Source organism: Sorangium sp. So ce131 (assembly GCF_051519095.1).
Lineage (GTDB): Bacteria > Myxococcota_A > Polyangia > Polyangiales > Polyangiaceae > Sorangium.
Map to the genome: position 1 here is coordinate 1,318,926 of NZ_CP150455.1, position 17,593 is coordinate 1,336,518.

Sequence of the window (17,593 nt, forward strand, 5' to 3'; positions counted from 1 at the left end):
CCAAAAAAATCGGCGGAGCGCTCCGTCGACCGACGCGGCCCTCGCTCCCTCCTGCCACCCGCGAGCGGCGCACGCGCTCCATCGATCCGCGCGTCGTGATCATCCGAGCGCTCCGCGGGAATCTTTGCCGCAATGCCGAAGCCTTCGCGAGTTCGCCGCCTGGGAAATTTTCCAGCATCATCGTCACCAGCGTTCGGTGCGGCGTGCAGCGGCGGCATCTACCAGGCCCCAGGCTCCGGCGCTCGATCCGGCAGCGGCCGTCACCCTTGATGCTTGTTCCACCTCGTAGTCGGAGCTCCGGTTCGCGTTCGGCCCATCCGTCCTGAAATCCCGAGGCGACAGAACATTCCTTGCGCGATCCGCCCCTCTTGGAAGAGCGACGCGAAACAGCGATTTTACACGTCGAAAGGGCCGCTTTTGCTCCACAGCCAGCCTGCGGGAGCTCGTGCAAAGATCAAAAAATATACAAGCTAGTGATGTCTGATGGCCCCGTTGACGGGGTGCTTATGCCGTTGATAGGGTGCGATTGCCTGCCCAATGCGGGGCGGGTCGCGCCAGACTGAATTAGCCTATCGCCCTGCGAGAGCGCCATGCGATTGAACGACCCGCTACACATAGTTACGATCGACCGCCGTACGTCCCGACGGCGCCTGGCCACGTTCGTGGCGCTGACCGCATTGTCATTGAGCGCGTGCGGCGATCTTGAAGAGGACGGCTCGTTGAGCGGCGGGCCAGGGGGAGGCCCTGGGGGACCCGCCGCGACGAGCGGCGCAGGCGGGTCGGGCCCGGGGCCGGGCCCGGGCCCGGGCTCGAGCTCGCAGGCCAGCACGGGCTCGAGCTCGAGCGGGATCGGCGGCGGCACGACGGACCATCCGTATGACCACTGCGAGAGCGGCTACCTTCCCCATCCGAGCGACTCGGACCCGAACATGAAGGATGGCCCCGCGGAGTTCTATCCGCCCGGCAACAACGATCCGAACATCGTCGATACCACGGTGCAGCCGGAAGTCCTGCAGTGGATGTATGACAACTCGTGGCAGGCGGCCCACGTGGAGTGGCACGCGATCCGCGCCTGCAATATTCCGGGCGGCGGCGGGCTGAGCAAGGTGAACATCTGCTCGTTCACCCAGCTGATCCCGGAGGACCAGAACTGCCAGACCGCCGGCGACGGTTATCAGTTCCTGGTGTTTCACCGCCACATGATCCAGGCGCTCAAGCAGCTCTGGCCCAATCACAGCGAGCAGTTCACGGGCTTCACCAAGTTCCCGACCTCGGCGGAGGACGTGCCGCCCCAGTGGCGGTCCGCGTGGAGGGACTGGGATCAGGCCGCGCTCGAGGCCGGGAAGATCGGAGACGAGATCGACAAGCCCGAGAACCTCGCGAGGTTCCCGGACGAAGGCACGCTCGGCTTCTGGCTCCAGTGCAACGTGGGTCAGCGGCTGAGGACGGCGAACAACATGCCGTGGGTGGGCCTGCACTTCGTGCTGCACGCCAAGTGGGCGCGGCCGGGCAACACGGCGCACGGCGTGAACAACACCAGCACGAACATCGACAACTACATGTTCTGGAAGCTCCACGGCTGGATCGACAACGTGTGGGAGAGGTACCGCCTCGCCAAGGGGCTGCTGCCGACGGATCAGAAGCTGAAGGACGATCTCGCCGCGCAGTGCCGCGAGATGGACACCGAGATCAAGATCATCCAGCAGGACCTGACGCCCGACGACGTCGTGGATCCCAATGAGCCCTTGCCGGTGGAGTCGGGGTTCTTCCACGAGCGGGTGCGGCCCATCTTCGAGAGCGCGACGAACCTCTGCAGCGGCTGCCACGCCGAGTCGGGCGCCAACGCGAGCCTGTCGCTCGGCGGCCACATCAGCTCCAGGAAGATCGTCGACGGCCTCGTCAACCAGCCGTCCCGCGGCGGCGGCCAGTTCAAGCTCGTCGTCCCGGGCGATCCCGACAACAGCTGGCTCTACCTCAAGGCCGCCGGCAGAGCGGAGACCGCGGGCTGCCGGGAGACCGCCACGGGACTGTGCATCACGGGCGTGATGCCGCCCAGCACGACCGGGCCGACCGTCAGCCAGCAGCAGCTCCAGATCCTGCGTCAATGGATCCTGGACGGCGCGGCGGGCCCGCCCTGATCCGGCACCCCGCCCTGATGCGGAGTCCGCGCTCCCAGAGGGCGTGAGCCCACCTCGTCCGTCCAGCCGTCGCCTGTCCGGCGAAGTCGATCTGCTCCCACCGGTTCCCGGTCATCACCGCGCGCTGCTCGGGCGGCGCGGCGCCCGTCCCGCGCGGCCCTCGGGCCGGCGGCCCGCCCGCGCACAGCGAGGCGCTTGCTTTCGGCAGGGCGCTTGGCTTCCCTGTGCGGTAGGGCCGCCCTCCATGTCCGCCGAACCCAGCCTGGCACCGCAGGCGCCGAGCTTCCGCCTCCTGCTGATCGAGGACAGCGCCATCGCGGCCTCCGTCGTGCAGGGCCATCTCGACGCGGGGCCGTGGCGGCGCGCCGAGCTCGCGCACGTCGAGACGCTGGCCGCGGGGCTCGCCCGTGTGGGCGAAGGGTGGGACGTGGTGCTGCTCGACCTCTGCCTGCCCGACGGGGAGGGCCTCGAGGTGGTCGAGCGCGTGCGCGAGGTGGATCCCCACGTGCCCATCGTCGTGCTGACGGGCCACGACGACGTCCGCCTCGCGGAGCGCGCGCTCGGCGCCACGGTGCAGGACTACCTCGTGAAGCGCCGCATCGACCCCGACACGTTGTGGCGGTCGATCCGGTACGCCGTCAGCCGCCAGCAGCTCGTGACGCAGCTCGCGCGGACCGTGGCGGAGGCCAGGGAAAACGAGGCGAACCTGCACCAGCTCATCGCCCGCAGCGCCGACGGGGTGATCGTGCTCGATATGGGCGGGAAGGTGCTCTTCGCGAACCCGGCCGCCGACGCGCTGCTCGGCGGCGGGCGCCTCGCGCCGGGCCGGGAGTGCCCGGTGGCGCTGCGCGCCGGGGAGACGACCCTCGAGCTCGGCGGGCACACGGCGATCATCGACGTCCGCTGGGTCGACTTCGAGTGGCAGGGGCGCGCGGCGCGCATGGCGCACCTGCGCGACGTGACGGGCCGGCGCCGGGCCGAGGAGCTGAGGCTGCGGCTCGAGCGCAGCGAGCGGCTCGCCGCGGTCGGCCAGCTCGCGGCGGGGGTGGCCCACGAGATCAACAACCCGCTCGCGTACGTGGTCGCCAACCTCGAGCTGCTCGCGCGCGAGCTCCGGCGCCTCGCGGACGGCGGCGTCGCCACCGAGCACCTCGCGCAGCCGCTCGCGGACGCCCGCCACGGCGCGGCGCGGGTGATGAACATCGTCCGGGATCTCGGGGTGTTCGCCCGGACCGAGGCGAACGAGGCGATCGGCCCGACCGACGTCAACGCGGCGATCGAGAGCGCGCTCAGCATCGCGCACACGCAGATCAGGCACCGCGCGCGCGTCATGCGCGAGCTCGCCCCCGTCTCGCGCGTGGGCGGGACCGACGGCCGCCTGACGCAGGTCTTCGTCAACCTGCTCATCAACGCCGCGCAGTCGATCCCCGAGGGGCACGCCGCCGAGAACGTCATCGAGGTGCGCACCCGCGAGCAGGGCGCGGACGTCGTCGCGGAGATCGTGGACTCGGGCTGCGGCGTCCCCGAGGAGCACATGGGCCGGCTCTTCGAGCCGTTCTTCACCACGAAGCGCGCGGGCGAGGGGACGGGGCTCGGCCTCGCGATCTGCCGGAGCATCGTGGAGTCGTGCGGCGGGAGCATCGGCGTGAGCAGCACGGTCGGCGTGGGCACGTGCGTCCGCGTCCGGCTGCCCGTGTGGGCGAGCGCGGAGCCCGCGGCGCGCCCGGCGGCGGCGCACGACGAGGGCTCCCCGCGGCGCGCCCGGATCCTGATCGTCGACGACGAGCCGCTGATCCTGCGCGCGCTCGGGGGCGTGCTCGGCGCGTCGCACGAGGTGGTGTGCGTGGGCTCGGGGGTGCACGCGCAGAGGGCGCTCCGCCTGGACGCGCGCTTCGACGTCGTGCTCTGCGACATCGCGATGCAGGAGGGCACGGGCGACGAGCTCTACGCGTGGATCGAGGCCGAGCTGCCGGCGCTCGCGGGCCGGGTGCTCTTCATGACGGGCGGGGGGGCGAGCGACGCGGGCCGCCGCTTCCTCGCGGCGCACGAGGGGCGCGTGCTGGAGAAGCCGATCGAGCCCGCGGAGCTGCTCCGGCGGGTCGGCGCGCTGCTCTCCAGGCGCACGTCGGAGCCGGCGAGCGCGATGGGGTGAGGTGGGTCGCGGGTCGCCGGCGTGCCAGGCCGGCGGTCGCCGCCTTGCTGCTCGCGCCTTCGCGCCCTTGGACCCGCGCGCGGGATCTGTGAACATGCGTGGTCCCGCCGGGGCGCGTGGCCCCGCGCGAGCGACCTGCGACGCTGTACCCGCCTGCGGAACCGACCTCGCTTGCCCAGAAGCCCCCGTCTTTTCCCCGCGCTCGCGCTCGTGTCGGCCCTCCTCGCGCCGCGCGCCGTCCTCGCGCAGATCCCCTGCTTTCCGTGGACGTGTCCGCCGCCCGTGCCGGCTGCGCCCCCGCGACCGCCCCCCCTCACGCCGGAGCTCGAGCTCGCGACGCGCGCCCGGCTCGAGGCCGAGGCGCGCGCGCGCCTCGAGCCGCAGGCGCGGGCGACCGCGGCGCAGCAGGTCCAGGACGAGCGCCGCCGCGCCTGGATCGAGCGCGGCGTGGAGCGCGAGCCGAACCCGGTCCGGCTCCGGCTGCCGCTGCTCGAGGTGTTCGCCGCCGGACGGTGGTTCGGGGCGGTCGCCGGGACCGAGTACTCGCAGCAAGCCGTCGGCCTCGGCGCCCGTCTGCGCCCGGGCGAGCCGCTCGCGTTCGAGATCGCCGCCGCGTACGCCGCGATCGACATCGCGGAGGGCGAGCAGCGCTTGTCCGCCGTGATGCTCGAGCCCTCGGTGGTCTTGATCTGGGGGCGGCGAGAGCGCGTCGACGTCTACCTGCGCTCCGGGCTCGACGTGACGCCCGCGCGGAGGCCGAGGCGCGCGCCCGCCTCGAGGCGCAAGCCCGCCTGGAGTGGGAGGCCTACTATCAATGGGAGGCGCGCCTGCGCCTCGAAGCCGAGGTCAGGATGTGCGCGCAGCTCGAGGCGAGCTTCCTCGCCGAGGAGCGCGCAAAGCCCGATCCCTACCTCCAGATCCCGTCTCCGGTGACCCGGTGGATCGGGCCGCTGCCGGTCACGTTCCCCCGCGTCGAGCTCGGCATCATCGGTGGATGTCTCGGCGTGTGGACCGGCCGGGGAAGCCCGTCGCACTTCGGCGCCTGTCCGATCGTGCGCGTGCGGATCCGCAAGCAGTGGGGCATCGCGCTCGACCCCTCGATCCTGCGCATGGACCATGGAGCTCTCGACTTCACGACCCTCGGCTTTCACCCCGCGGCGACCTACACGTTCGTGTCGGGCAAGGGGAGCCTCACGGGGTCTCACGGCATCGCGCGCGCGGGGCTCGATGTCTGGGCGCCGGTCACCCAGCTCGCGAGGACGCCCGATGCCCTGCCCGGGGCCCACGTCGGCGCGGGCGCGCACTTCTTCAGCCACTGGGCCGGGGCGGGCGCCGAGGCGCGGCTGCTCGTGCGCCAGGGCGTGGGCGACGGCGGCGACCCGCTCGCCGCCGAGATCGCCGATCTCCGCCTCGGCGCCGAGGTCCGCGTTCACGTCTTCATGATCGGGTTCTGAGGGCGCGCCGCGACGACGTGACCCTTCGTTCCCGTCCCGGCGGCGCCGAGCGCTCGCGAGCCGGCCTGGCGTTCAGCTCCCGCAGGCTGCGGAGTGAAGGCGGCCCCTTTGATGCATAGATAAATTGTTGAACTAGCGCCGCTTTTCCAGGGGGGACGGCTAGCATAGGAACATTTCTGCCACCTGTGACGAGCGGTGCTTCACCCTTATCTCGACTCGGCGCCGTCGGAGGCTCACCGCTCCAGGAGCGCGTGTGACGCCTCCATCCACACCGCGTGCAGCGGCACCGGCGATAGCAGCGGCCGCAGCAGCCGATGCAGGCCGAGCAGGGAACTCGCGGGGCGCGTTCTCGGATGCGTATGAGCGCGATGGCCGGCCCTCGCGCTAGATGCACGCCTGCCACGCGGCGCGGGGCGTGCGGGCCCGGCGTGCATAGCCGTGGCCGTGACGCAACCAGGAGGCACCGGCAGCCACCCAGCGCTGGTCCTGGCCCTGCGCGGATCTTACAACGCAGCCAGCCATGGTGTATCATGCTCGCTGCCGTGGCACAGCCCATCACGATCCTGTTTCTTGGCGCAAACCCATCAAACACGACGCGGCTAGCGCTCGACCGGGAGCTCCGCGAGATCAAGCAGCGCCTTCGCCTCTCCGAGCATCGGAAGGCGTTCCGGATCGAGCAGGACTGGGCGGTCCGGGCAGCGGACCTCCAGGACAGCCTCCGTCTCCACCGGCCGACGATCGTCCACTTCAGCGGACACGGCAGCCGCACTGGTGAGATCCTCCTAGAGGATGGAGCCGGCCAGACGGCTGCCGTGGCCACCGATGCCCTAGGGGAGCTTTTTCGCATGGCGCAGGGCGACGTCCGCTGCGTCGTGCTGAATGCGTGCTATTCGGAGACCCAGGCGAAATCTATCGCCCACCACATCGACTGCGTCGTCGGAATGACGTCCGCGGTGGAGGACAGCGCCGCGATCGCGTTTGCAGGCGCGTTCTATCAGACGCTGGGGTATGGCGACGACGTACAGAGGGCATTCGACAGCGGCAAGGTCCAGATCGCGTTGACCAGGAGCCAGTCCGACGCGGGCCGTGCGCAAAGCGCACGACGTGACGTTGTCTTGGACGAACAGCCGGAGGCCGGTCCGACGCAGGCCGAGGTGCCGCGGTTGATCACCCGGAACGGGGTGCGCGCATCGGACATCCGGCTCGCCACGAACCGGCAGGTACTCGGCCGCTCGCGGCACCCGGACGTGTATCTGTGCTGCGGTCGCACCGAAGCCTGGATCTACCTGCAAGGCGCCGTGCGCGTCGCCCGGGCCCACGTGGTGCTTCTCTGCGGCAGCGACGACGCCGGGCACTACTACTTCCTTCGCCGGATCCGGAGCTTCGGCGAGTCGCAGCTGGAAGCCAAGATCGTGAAGGTCGAGAGCAACATCTTCGACTGGAGCGCTGCATCGATCGGCTCGCTTGGAGATGCTCTCGAGGTTGATGCCGACGGGGTTGCCGATGCAGTCGCGCGGATCACCGAGGATCGTCCCCTGGTCCTCCTGTACCCCGAAGCCTACGCCACCGAGCGGGCCGACTGGCTGACGGCTCACCACGCCAAGGCCATTCCGGAAATATTCGACCAGGTAGCGCAAAGGCACGGTGGTCGCGCCAAGAACGCCCTGATTGCGGTCCAACCGCTGCTCTGGAGACGCCGTCTCTGGGACTTCCTGAAGCCACTATCTGGACACGAGACCGCACATCGCACGGTCGCGGAGCTCCCGAGCCCGCTGGTGCACCTCGCTGAGCTGAACAAGATCAGGTCGGAGCATATCGAGGACTTCCTCAGGGAAATCTACGCGAATGATCATGAGAAAGCAGATGAGAAACTGAACAAGGCAAAGCTGCTTCGAAGGCAATACGCCAGCGAGTCCAAATTTCTGGCCGCTCTCAAGGATCTCGTTTCCACCGATTGATAGGCGCGAGGGACTATCCCATGACGCATCGGCCTTCGTTTCAGCGTTACCAGCTTGACTCCAGCAGCGATCAGTACATCGCGAGCTTCAGGCTCGCCACAGCGGTGAATACTGCACTGGCCGCACAGCAGCCGCTCGTCGTCACCGGTGAGCCCGGCACAGGCAAGACAACGCTCGCGGACTCGATCGCGCTACGGCTGGGCTGGGGTAAGCCTCTCAAGTTCGTGACCCGAAGCGACCACCTGGCGCGGGACTGCCTCTACACATTCGACAGCCTGCGCCGCCTCTATGACGCCCAGGTCCACGATGAGCGCGCGAAGGACCCGGCCGTCTATGTGCGTTACGAGGCGCTCGGAGAAGCCATCCTATCACCCACCCCCTGCGTGGTCGTGATTGACGAGATTGACAAGGCGCCGCGTGATTTTCCGAACGACCTTCTCGGTATTCTTGACAAGGAGAAACCCTCGTTTTCTGTGCGCGAAACTGGCGAGACGCACACGGCACAACACTGCGAGAGATTCGTGTTGATCACGAGCAACAGCGAGCGGCAACTCCCCGAAGCGTTTCTCAGGCGGTGCGTGTACCACCATATCGAGTTCCCCAGCCGGCAGGAGCTCGAACGGATTGTGAGCACCAAATTCGACGCGACCAAAATCTCGGAGCGCTTCGTGGGAGCGGCCGTCGGGCGCTTCGAAGATGTCCGAAAACTCCGGCTGGAGAAACGTCCCTCCACGGGCGAGTTGCTCGTGTGGATCAAGGTGCTTCTTGCCGCTGGCGTGAGCGACAAGGACGTCGAGACGAAACCACTCGCAGATTTGCACCCAGGCACGCTGGCGAAGCTGAAGGGCGACCTCGAGGAGCTTCTCAAGGAAGGTAGCTGCCCCCCGGTCGCGTCGTGAAGAGCGCATTCCCGTTCAACGATCTGCTCGGCGAGCTCCGTGAGGCCGGCATCCCCGTCGGAACGCGTGAGCATCTCGCCTTCGCACGTCTGCTCGAGCGCTATGACGGCACCTCGCGGGACGAGTTCCGTGCCGCGGTGACCTGTTTGCTTGCACGTAGCGAGGCCGAGGTTGAGATAGTCCACGCGACGTTCGAACGCCTATACCCGGGATCGCCGGGGCCCTCCGCTCCCACATCGTTGCCTGATGCGCGGCCCCAATTGCCGGTGCGCGCGGCAGGGAGACGCAGGCGCGCGCTCACCGCGTTGCTTGCCGGGGCCCTCCTCGCGATGCTCCTAGGCGCGGTCGGGAAATATTTGTTATACCGCACGCCTGACACGGCTCGATCGGGCGTGTCAAACCGGATTAGAGAGATCGATGCCCGCATGCGGGTCGTCCCGCCTGCACCGGACGACACGCTCTTCCGGCGCCCCGCGAACTGGCCGCCGCCGCAAGAGGCGACGCTGGCGCGCTGGCCGTTGCCCGCGGCGCTGCTTGTCATCGGCACCGGCGTGACAATGCTCGGGGCAGGTCTCACGCGCGGCCGACGGCGCCTTATCGCGCGGGCGCGGCGTGCCCAGCGGGAGCGGTTCGGCAATCTTCCCGCTCCGCGCCACTATCAGCTCGCCTGGAAGTCCGATGCGATCGCCCGATCAGCGCTTGACGACATGATCGGGCTCCTCGACACCGCGGTCCGAGCGAGCGACGAGCGGCTCGAGATTGACGTGGATCGGACCGTGGACCAGGTAGCGCGCACCGGACTCGTGCCGACGCTTGTCTATCGGCCGCGGAGCGGCCGGCGCCGCGCTGTCGTGCTCCAAGACACCGGCGCCCCCTGCCGCCCGTTCCGCGGCAAGACGGCGGCGTTCGTGGCGCGACTCGTGAGGCGCGGCGTTGAGGTCGATCAGCTGTACTTCGATCGCGATCCCTCCAAGGTCTCGACCCGTCCGGGCGGAGCCATCGTGCCACTCGCATCGCTCGCGCCCCGCCTCCGGGGGCTGCCGTTGATCGTCATCGGCACGGGCGAGGGCTTCGCGGCAGCGGCACGCGATCCGCAAGCGCGGCTACGTCGCGAGCTGGGTCCGTGGCCGGTCCGCGTCCTGCTCAACCCGCTCGAGGCGCCTGACCTCTGGCCCGCGGGGCTCGCAGGGCCAGCCGCGCCGATCGGCGCCTGGCCGATGAGCCCGCGAGGGGTGCTCGCGGCCGCAAGAGAGCTGAGCGAGCTCCGGCACCACCGGCGCGCGCCCGCGCAGCTATCTCAGATCGCCCGTCCGCCGATCACCGTACCCGATGTCCTGCGGCTGCGCGCGATGCTCGCTTTAGGTCCCTCTCCTTCGTTTCAACTCGCCGAGGCGCTGCGCCGGCGTTTTCTGCCGAACACACCCGAGGAGATCGTGCTGGCCGTCGAGCCGCTCGTGGACGGTGCCGCGGACGGCTCGGAGCGCGAGGAGATCGACGCGGCAATCCAGCTGTTCCGCGCGGAGGATCCGGAGCGGCGCAAAGAGGCCGAGGTGCGGCGTTTTCTTATCGAGGTGCTGGCGCAGAGTCGACCGGAGCGTGAGGGCTCGGCCGCCTTTCTCCGATTGCGCCTCGACATCGCGCTCCAGCGGCTCCACCTAGCGGAGGACGAGGCCGAGCAAGCGCGGGTGAAGGCAGAGCTCCTCGAGCTCGGGCGTGCATCGCTCGGCCCCGAGCTCCTTGATCGACTCCTGGATGCGCTGGCGCTGGAGCACAGGCTCGGAGGACCGGGGGTAGCTCAGCGCACTGCGCCTCTGCGTTCGTTGATCTCGGCCCTCGGCTCTGTTTCGGCGGCGCTGGCTGCGCTCGGCCCAGGCTACCCGTCGCGTGTCGCGTTGGGGGGGCGGATGCTCGGCCGTGTGCTCGCTGTAGCAGCCACGGCGGCTGCGGTGCTCGCGGCGAGCGGTGCCTTTGCAGCGCGGCCACTCTCGCTGGACGGCAGAACGCACATCCTCTGGAGCAGGGACGACCTAAGGAGGGCGCTCTATGCTGCCGACGGATTCATTGATGTCTACGTCGCCCCGGAGAAGGTCTACATTCTCGCGGCGAAGTCGGACGATCCACCGAGCCCGGACGTGCGTGCGAGAGGGGACACGCTCATGCTGTACCTGGTCGATACGAGCTGGCCTTTACCGGTCGTGCGGGCGAAGGAGATCGGCCCCGCGGCGGATGTCATGCGCGAGCAAAACCTCCTCCTCGAGCGCCTCTCCGGGGGGGCCATGGCCCTGATGATTGACGCATCTTACCAGGATTCCGGTTCAGCCGTCGTCGACGTTGGGGTGATCGATGATGACTCATTGACACTCCGTTCGGGTTTCGATGTGGGCGAAGTAAAATCGTTTCCTCCGCCCGACGAGCGAGCGTACCGCGTCGCGAATCATTCCAAGGGGATCCTGCCAGGTCGTGCGCATGACGTTGCTGAACGTCTCGTACACCTGATCTTCGCACAGCAGATCCCGACGAATGACTGCCTGCCGCCGCGCCTCTGGTGTGGTGACGCGTGCGTAGATCCCCTCAGCGACGCGGCGAATTGTGGTCTCTGCAACTACGCTTGCAAGCAGGGGCCCTGCGTTGACGGCAAGTGCGGGGTGGAGGAGCCCGAGCCCTGTCCTCCGGGCGAGACGGCCTGCGGCGGCCGCTGCGTGAACACTGCTACTGATCGGGCACACTGCGGCCGCTGCGACAACCTCTGCAAGGACGGCCCCTGCGTCGACGGCACATGCACACTGGACTCGCCTTGTCCCACAGGGAAGACACTCTGTGGTGGCGACTGTTTGGACCTCACGAGCAACGTGTCACATTGCGGACGCTGCTGGCACCGATGTGAGGATGGGCGGTGTGTTCAAGGTCAGTGTGTGGACAAGTCGAGCAAAGTCCGCGAATGTAACGCTCTTATCGAGACTATCAACAAGGGCGTGAGCACGATCAGTGCGTCTCAAACAACCGACGCGGGTGGTTCAGCCAGCCTGAGGAGTATGGCGGACGCCATGAACCAGGTCGCCGCTGACACGACAGCTTTAAGGCTGAGCCATCCGGAGCTGAAAAATTTTGTGGCCGAGTATCGGAACATGGCAAGAGCGGTTGCCAAGGCGTCCCGTGATCTGGCGGATGCGGCCGATGCCAACGATGTAGACCGGACCAATGCGGCTCAGGCTGAAATTGAAAAGTCGATCAAGGCTGAAGATCCGCTGGTTGATGCCATTAACAAATTCTGTCAGTCTCCGTGAAGGTTAACGGGTCTTGGTGGCTCAAGCAAACCTGCAATCATCCGCCACGCCGTGCGCCGAGCGCGTGCGCACGGCCATCACGGCGGCGCTGCGGCTGGCGGGGGAGGCGCTGGCTGGGCCGCTTCGTTCGAGTGGGTGCCGACCGAGGACGCGTCCATGTCTCGCGGGTGGCGCGTCAAGACGCCCTCTGGTGCGTGCCGGCGAGCCCGTACCCGAGCATCTACGGCGCGCTGCGCGCGATTCGCTTCGCCCGCGGGGATCACGACAGTCAATAGGATAGTATGGCTTCGTCGAGCTCCCCGCAGAATCTAGGAGACGGCGAACCAGATTCGGGATAGGTATATCAGCGCGAGGAGAGCGTGATGGCGAAGCGGGCGCTACTGGTGGGTAGTGAGACGGCGGGGCTGCAGGGCGCGATCGGCGATGCCGAGCGGATGGCGGAGGCGCTCAGGTGGTACGGGTTCGAGGTCGACCTCTGCGTTGGCGGAAATGCGACGCGCGAAGGAATCCTCGCAGGCTACCGCCGTCTTATTGAGCGGAGCGCGCCTAGCGACGCGGCCCTATTCTATTATTCCGGCCACGGCGGGCGGGCAGTAAACCCCGATTACCAGCCAGGCAGTGCATTGCCGTCCCATTTCCAGTGCATCGTTCCGGTGGACTTGGACGCGACCACCGACGACGACTTCCGCGGCATCATGGCTCAGGAACTCTCGCTTCTGCTGGCCGAGCTTACTGCGCGGACGCAAAACGCGACCGTGGTGCTTGACTGCTGCCACTCGGCGTGCATGAGCCGCGATTTCTCGGCCCGGCCGAAGGCGCTACCCCGCCCCATCATCAGCGGGAGCAGGGCTTACATGAAGCGGCTCGCGGCGCATGGGGCTCGCTTCGATGGGCTGCACGCGGAAAGCAACCCCCACGCGGTGCGTCTAGTCGCCGCGGGCATAGACGAGAGCGCGTTCGAGTATACCGCGCACTCCGGAAGACACGTGGGTGTTATGACCGAATCGCTGCTACTAGCCTTGGCTGATGCCCGCAAGGTCGTGGGCGGCGAGGTGACCTGGGAGGCGATCGGGAGCCGCATGCGCGAGCGGGTGCTCTCGATGTTCCCCACGCAGCGGCCCGAAGTTGAAGGGCCCTGCCGCCGTATCGTCTTCGAAGAGCGGGAGGTCACGCGGATCGGCGCGCTCCCTGTGGTGAAGGAGCAGGATGTCGTGTTGCTCCGCGGAGGCCGAATCCTCGGCATCCGTGAGGGCGACGAATACGCGATCTTGCCCTGGAGCGCGGCTAGCCTCGACCGGAAGGCGATGCTGGCGACCGCGCAGGTGGTCGAGGTGCGGGCGGGCGACGCCGTGCTTGAGCTCAGTCCGTCCGATGCCGAGATCCCGGCGGACGCACGCGCCTTCGTGCTCCGCTCGGCCGTACCGCGGCGCCCGGTCCGGATCGAGGCCGCGGCCGCTGAGCGCGAGGCTATCGTGCGGGCGATCGCGCCAGAGCCGCTGCTCTGCGTCGAGGAGGCGCAGGCCGAGGGTGGCGTGCGGCCCTTGGCGACCGCACGAGCGACCGGCGGCGAGATCGAGCTTCGCGACTCTGCCGGCGCGCTCGTCGTTCCGCCCGCGCCGCCCTCGGAACGCGCGCTCGAGAAGCTGGCGTCAAATCTCCGGCGCATGGCGGCCGCCCAGGGGCTGCGCGAGCTCGAGAGCCGCCCATCGGAGATTCTCCCAGACGATTCCATCGAGGTGGAGTGGGGCTGCGTCGAGGACGGCCTCGCCGTTCCGCTGGCGATGAGCGGGGAGGTGCTCCCTGTCGGCGCGCGGGTCTACGTCAAGGTGACGAACCGGCGCCCCGGCAAACGGCTATACGTCTCGATCTACGACATCGGGGTCGCGCACCGGATCGCGCTCCTCTCCACGTCTGAGCCCTCCGGCGTGGGTCTCGATCAGGAGCGGCCCGAGTACGTCTTGGGCCGGCGCGACGGGAGGCTCAAAGGCTGCGAGCTGGGGTGGTCGAGGGACCTGCCCCCGCTCGACGAGGAGGTGCGCCCGGAGACGCTGATCATCATCGTGACCGAGCAGCCCCGAGATCTCCGCGCGCTCGAGACCCCGGGCGTGGAACGGATGAGGACGGCGGATCACAAAGGTGAGGCAAGCCCACTTCAGCAGCTGGTCTCGCAGCTTCAGCGCGGCGGGACCCGGGACATGCCGGGGGAGGGCGCCGGCGATGAATCTTACCTGGTTCGGCACATCGACTTCCTGCTCAGCCCGAAGCCCGCCGGGGCCACCGTCACCGCTGCACACGGCGAGCCGGCATTCTTGCTCGACGAGCGCCCGCCGGCGTCCGTGATGACCTTCTCGGCGCTATCCACGGAGCGCACCGGGACTGCCCGCGGGCTCGAGATCGCGACGCGCCCTCCGCCCAGGATCGCTGTGCTCCTCACCGAGCTGATTGTCCACGATACCCGCGCCCTCTTCGGCAGCGCAGACATCCGAATCGACGCGCTATCGATCACCCGCCTGCCGAAGAACGCCGGCGCGCCCTACCGGGCAGAGACGCGGAGCTTCTCCGGAATCAGGGATGGCGAGCGGCTGCCGCTCGACAACGTGCTGCTCTACTGGGGTGACGCACGCGATTTCATGGATCTCCGGATTTGGGTGTCACGGGACCGGGAGGAGGCAAAGACGTTATCCGAGATGCTCGACGCCGAGATCAACTCCCCCGCGCTGAAGAGCGCGGCGGCCGCGCTCCTCGCGGTGACCGCAGCAGCGCCGCATGCAGCAGCGCTCATCGCCGCGACGGGCGGCGCGGCGACCCTGGGGAAGATCGCCTGGAAGCTCCTCGCCCAGGCACTGCCGAAGACTATTGGCGTCTACCAGACCTCACTGCTTGCGGTGGACGGGTTCAACCTGGGCCGGCACCCGGCGCAAGGGCTGCTCCGGGCGCAGGGATTCTCGCTGGGGTACGAGGTAAAGGCCGTCTGACCGGTAGCTTAGGCACGCGCTCACCGCGACCCTCGGCGCAGCCGCGAGCCACAGCGAAACAGGACCCGGCTGAGGTACAATCCGAAGCTGTTGAAATCGTTCGCATTTATTCTCTTCGTTCTCCGGCGCCAGGAAAGAAGCCCAAGGACGTCCCTGGTGCGAGAGGTTGTGCCAAGCTGCCTCGTCCGAGGAGGCCCTGCTCGCCGCGCGGCGCGGCGCCGACGCCGGTCTCTATCGCGTGGCGGCCACGTTCGCGGCGAGGCGGCGAGCCCCCTCCGCGAACGTCATCTCGTCTGTTGTGGATGCTTCCCAGTGGGTGACTCCGTATCCGGGCTCGACCAGCTCGTCGACGACGTTCATCGCCGCCGCGTGGGGTGGGCTCAGGACGAAATCGTACATCTGCTCGGTCGACGCCCAGACCGCCAGCGTGCGGCCCGCGCCGCATGACGGCGAGAAGGCCAGCTGCAACGCCACGAGGCCAGGCTGCGATGCGAGCTGCGCCTCGATCGCCTCGAACATCTGGCCGTGTCGCTCCGCCACGGCGTCGCCCGCGCGCCGCACCCCGTAGGTCGAGCTGACCGTGTACACCGAGCCGGCCGGGGGAGGGAGGATCTCCCCCGTCTCGGGATCCACGCCGGGCCCGGTCGCAGGCCCCGCCTCCAGATCGGCCTCGAGCGCGCCGCTCGCGCAAACGGAGGTCGGATCATCGGGAGTCTGAGCGTCGAAGTCGGAGCTGCAGCCCGACACGATCGTCCCGAGGAGAGAGAGCAGCGCGGCGGCGAATTGGCCTTGAGAAACACCGATGGATCGATTCCGTGTACGGAACGGCATGGTCGTGGTCCTTTCTGCTGTGGGAGCCGCGGGGCGGCTCAGTCGGCGCGCGAGATGAGCCCGAAGACGAGGGCGGGGAACGTCCGGTCGAGGCGACGCGAATGGAAGCTGGTCCTGCGGCCCATGCTCCGCACCTTCACGCGCGTCCCGGGCGGCGGCGCGTCACCGATCGTGACGGCCCACACGAGATCCACGTCGGTGCGCACGGCGACGTAGGTGTACGAGCCGGCCGCGAGCCGCTCCTCGACGCGGCCGGCGATGGGGGTGCGATCGGCAGGAGAGCGGGAGAGCTGGCCGAGCGGGTTTGTTGCGCTCGGCCCGGCGGACCCCGCAGCCGATGAAGGGGTGTCCAGGTGCCACCCGAGCAGGGCGAACAGCGCCGCGAAGAGCGCGAGGCCGAGGAGCGGCTTCGCGAGCCGGCGCCGGGCGGAGCGCGGCGCGGCGCCCCGCGCCGCACGGGCAGAGACGACAAGGGCCATGCGTGACTCCTTGTGGCCGCAGGCCACGGAGATTGCTTTTTGGGATCACCCCGATGCGTGACCGGACAGCTCTAGGTGCCCGGCCGCCCGCGGAGCGTTCAATCGTCCGCGTGATCTCGACCGGAGAGGTCGACCCGAGGCGCGGCGGCCCGTATCAAGGGTCGCCCTCGTCGCTCTCGCCGCACGCGCGCAGGCGTCGCTCGAAGAACCGCCGCTCCATCGCGTTGCGGGCGAGCGCGAGCGCTGCGCGGAAATGCTCGCCCGCGATCGCGCGCCGTCCCCGGCGAAGCTCGAGCTCGCCGAGCGCCGCGAAATAGAACGGGTAGGCGGCGAGGCGATCGCGGCCCTCGATCGCGCCGATCTCCTCGAGCCCGCGCTCCGGGCCGTCGCGCTGCGCCACCGCGATGGCGCGGTTGAGGGCGACGACGGGGGACGGGCGGATCGCCATCAACGTGTCGTAGAGCGAAACCACGGTTCCCCAGGGCGTGTCCTCCGCGCGGGCCGCGCCCGCGTGGACCGACGCGAGCGCGGCCTCGACGTGGTACTCGGTCAGCGCTGGGCCCGTGGCCGAGCGATCGAGCAGCCGCTGCCCCTCGGCGATGAGCCGCCGATCCCACCGCGAGCGATCCTGATCGAAGAGCGAGCTCAGGTCGCCGGACGCGTCGACGCGCGCGGGCAAACGCGCCGCGAGCAGGCACATCAGCGCGGTGAGCGCGTCGGTCGCGGGCGTCGATGTGAGAGGGTGTGCGACGAGGAGCGCCGCGAGGCGCATCGCCTCCTGGCAGAGCTCGGCGCGCACCGCCTCCTTGGCGCAGGCGCCGTGGTACCCCTCGTTGAAGAGCAGGTAGAGCGCGCGGTGGACGGCCGAGAGGCGGGCGGAGAGATCGTCGCCCGTGAGCTCGAACAGCCGCGTGGAGCCGGCGAGCACCTTCTTCCCCCGCGAGATGCGCTTCTCGATCGCCGCCTCGGTGGCGAGGAACGCGGCCGCGATCTCGCCCACGCTGAAGCCGCAGAGCACGTGGAGCATGAGCGCGACCTGCGCCTCCTCGGGCAGCCGGGGATGGCAGCACGAGAACATCATGCGCAGCTGATCGTCCTGGATCGCGGCCGCCCCGAAGAGCTCCTCGACGACGGGGACGAGCGTCCACTCGCTCTCGAGCAGCCGCCCCAGCTCGGGCGCGAAGGTGCGCGCCGTCCGCTCGCGCCGCAGGACGTCCAGCGCGCGGCGCTTCGCCGTCGCCATGAGCCACGCGGCAGGGTTGTCCGGCACGCCCTGGAGCTTCCACACCTCCAGCGCGCGGCAGAGGGCGTCCTGCACGACGTCCTCCGCCAGCGCGAGGTTGTGGACCCCGAAGACGCGCGTCAGCGTGGCGAGCATGTGCCCTGCCTCGCGCCGGAAGAGCGGGTCGACCGGATCCACGAC

General features: G+C 68.9%; 10 protein-coding genes and 1 pseudogene. 8 read left to right on the plus strand and 3 right to left on the minus strand.

Translation table 11 applies throughout. The features are described 5' to 3' along the window. Positions 1–929 precede the first annotated feature (929 nt). The 8 genes and pseudogenes from WMF43_RS04805 (at position 930) to WMF43_RS04840 (ending at position 14,860) form a co-directional block, all read left to right on the plus strand. Positions 930–2,138 carry a hypothetical protein gene (locus tag WMF43_RS04805; RefSeq protein ID WP_437677752.1) on the plus strand — a complete coding sequence of 403 codons (1,209 nt, stop codon included), beginning with the start codon at positions 930–932 and terminating at the stop codon, positions 2,136–2,138. Positions 2,139–2,382: 244 nt separating this feature from the next. Next, positions 2,383–4,290, plus strand: coding sequence for a response regulator (locus WMF43_RS04810; protein WP_437677754.1), 1,908 nt, complete (start codon positions 2,383–2,385; stop codon positions 4,288–4,290). Between the two features lie 851 nt (positions 4,291–5,141). After that, positions 5,142–5,744, plus strand: a complete 603-nt coding sequence (locus tag WMF43_RS04815; RefSeq protein ID WP_437677756.1) for a hypothetical protein — start codon at positions 5,142–5,144, stop codon at positions 5,742–5,744. 368 nt (positions 5,745–6,112) lie between these two features. Further along, on the plus strand, positions 6,113–7,702 hold the full coding sequence (locus WMF43_RS04820) for a CHAT domain-containing protein (protein WP_437683945.1): 1,590 nt from the start codon (positions 6,113–6,115) through the stop codon (positions 7,700–7,702). Between the two features lie 20 nt (positions 7,703–7,722). Further along, a complete protein-coding gene (locus WMF43_RS04825) occupies positions 7,723–8,601 on the plus strand; it encodes an AAA family ATPase (RefSeq protein ID WP_437677757.1) in 879 nt (292 codons plus the stop codon). Beyond that, entirely contained in the window at positions 8,598–11,885 is a 3,288-nt protein-coding gene (locus WMF43_RS04830) for a hypothetical protein (RefSeq protein ID WP_437677759.1), read from the plus strand. The genes WMF43_RS04825 and WMF43_RS04830 overlap by 4 nt, the downstream gene beginning before the upstream one ends. Before the next feature lie 13 nt (positions 11,886–11,898). Further along, a pseudogene (locus WMF43_RS04835) lies at positions 11,899–12,139 on the plus strand (hypothetical protein); the annotation flags it as partial. 108 nt (positions 12,140–12,247) lie between these two features. Then, on the plus strand, positions 12,248–14,860 hold the full coding sequence (locus tag WMF43_RS04840) for a caspase family protein (protein ID WP_437677761.1): 2,613 nt from the start codon (positions 12,248–12,250) through the stop codon (positions 14,858–14,860). Positions 14,861–15,091: 231 nt separating this feature from the next. On the opposite strand, the gene WMF43_RS04845 is transcribed toward WMF43_RS04840, so the two are convergent. The 3 genes from WMF43_RS04845 to WMF43_RS04855 form a co-directional block, all read right to left on the minus strand. Further along, positions 15,092–15,691, minus strand: a complete 600-nt coding sequence (locus WMF43_RS04845; protein WP_437677762.1) for an antibiotic biosynthesis monooxygenase family protein — start codon at positions 15,689–15,691, stop codon at positions 15,092–15,094. A gap of 38 nt (positions 15,692–15,729) precedes the next feature. After that, entirely contained in the window at positions 15,730–16,170 is a 441-nt protein-coding gene (locus WMF43_RS04850) for a hypothetical protein (RefSeq protein ID WP_437677763.1), read from the minus strand. Positions 16,171–16,324: 154 nt separating this feature from the next. Then, a complete protein-coding gene (locus WMF43_RS04855; protein WP_437677765.1) occupies positions 16,325–17,590 on the minus strand; it encodes an RNA polymerase sigma factor in 1,266 nt (421 codons plus the stop codon). Positions 17,591–17,593 lie beyond the last annotated feature (3 nt).

Coding starts and splice junctions, on each gene's coding strand:
- WMF43_RS04805 (WP_437677752.1), top strand. CDS start 930: ATGAAGGATGGCCCCGCGGAGTTCTATCCGCCCGGCAACAACGATCCG.
- WMF43_RS04810 (WP_437677754.1), top strand. CDS start 2,383: ATGTCCGCCGAACCCAGCCTGGCACCGCAGGCGCCGAGCTTCCGCCTC.
- WMF43_RS04815 (WP_437677756.1), top strand. CDS start 5,142: ATGTGCGCGCAGCTCGAGGCGAGCTTCCTCGCCGAGGAGCGCGCAAAG.
- WMF43_RS04820 (WP_437683945.1), top strand. CDS start 6,113: ATGGCCGGCCCTCGCGCTAGATGCACGCCTGCCACGCGGCGCGGGGCG.
- WMF43_RS04825 (WP_437677757.1), top strand. CDS start 7,723: ATGACGCATCGGCCTTCGTTTCAGCGTTACCAGCTTGACTCCAGCAGC.
- WMF43_RS04840 (WP_437677761.1), top strand. CDS start 12,248: ATGGCGAAGCGGGCGCTACTGGTGGGTAGTGAGACGGCGGGGCTGCAG.
- WMF43_RS04845 (WP_437677762.1), bottom strand. CDS start 15,691: ATGCCGTTCCGTACACGGAATCGATCCATCGGTGTTTCTCAAGGCCAA.
- WMF43_RS04850 (WP_437677763.1), bottom strand. CDS start 16,170: ATGGCCCTTGTCGTCTCTGCCCGTGCGGCGCGGGGCGCCGCGCCGCGC.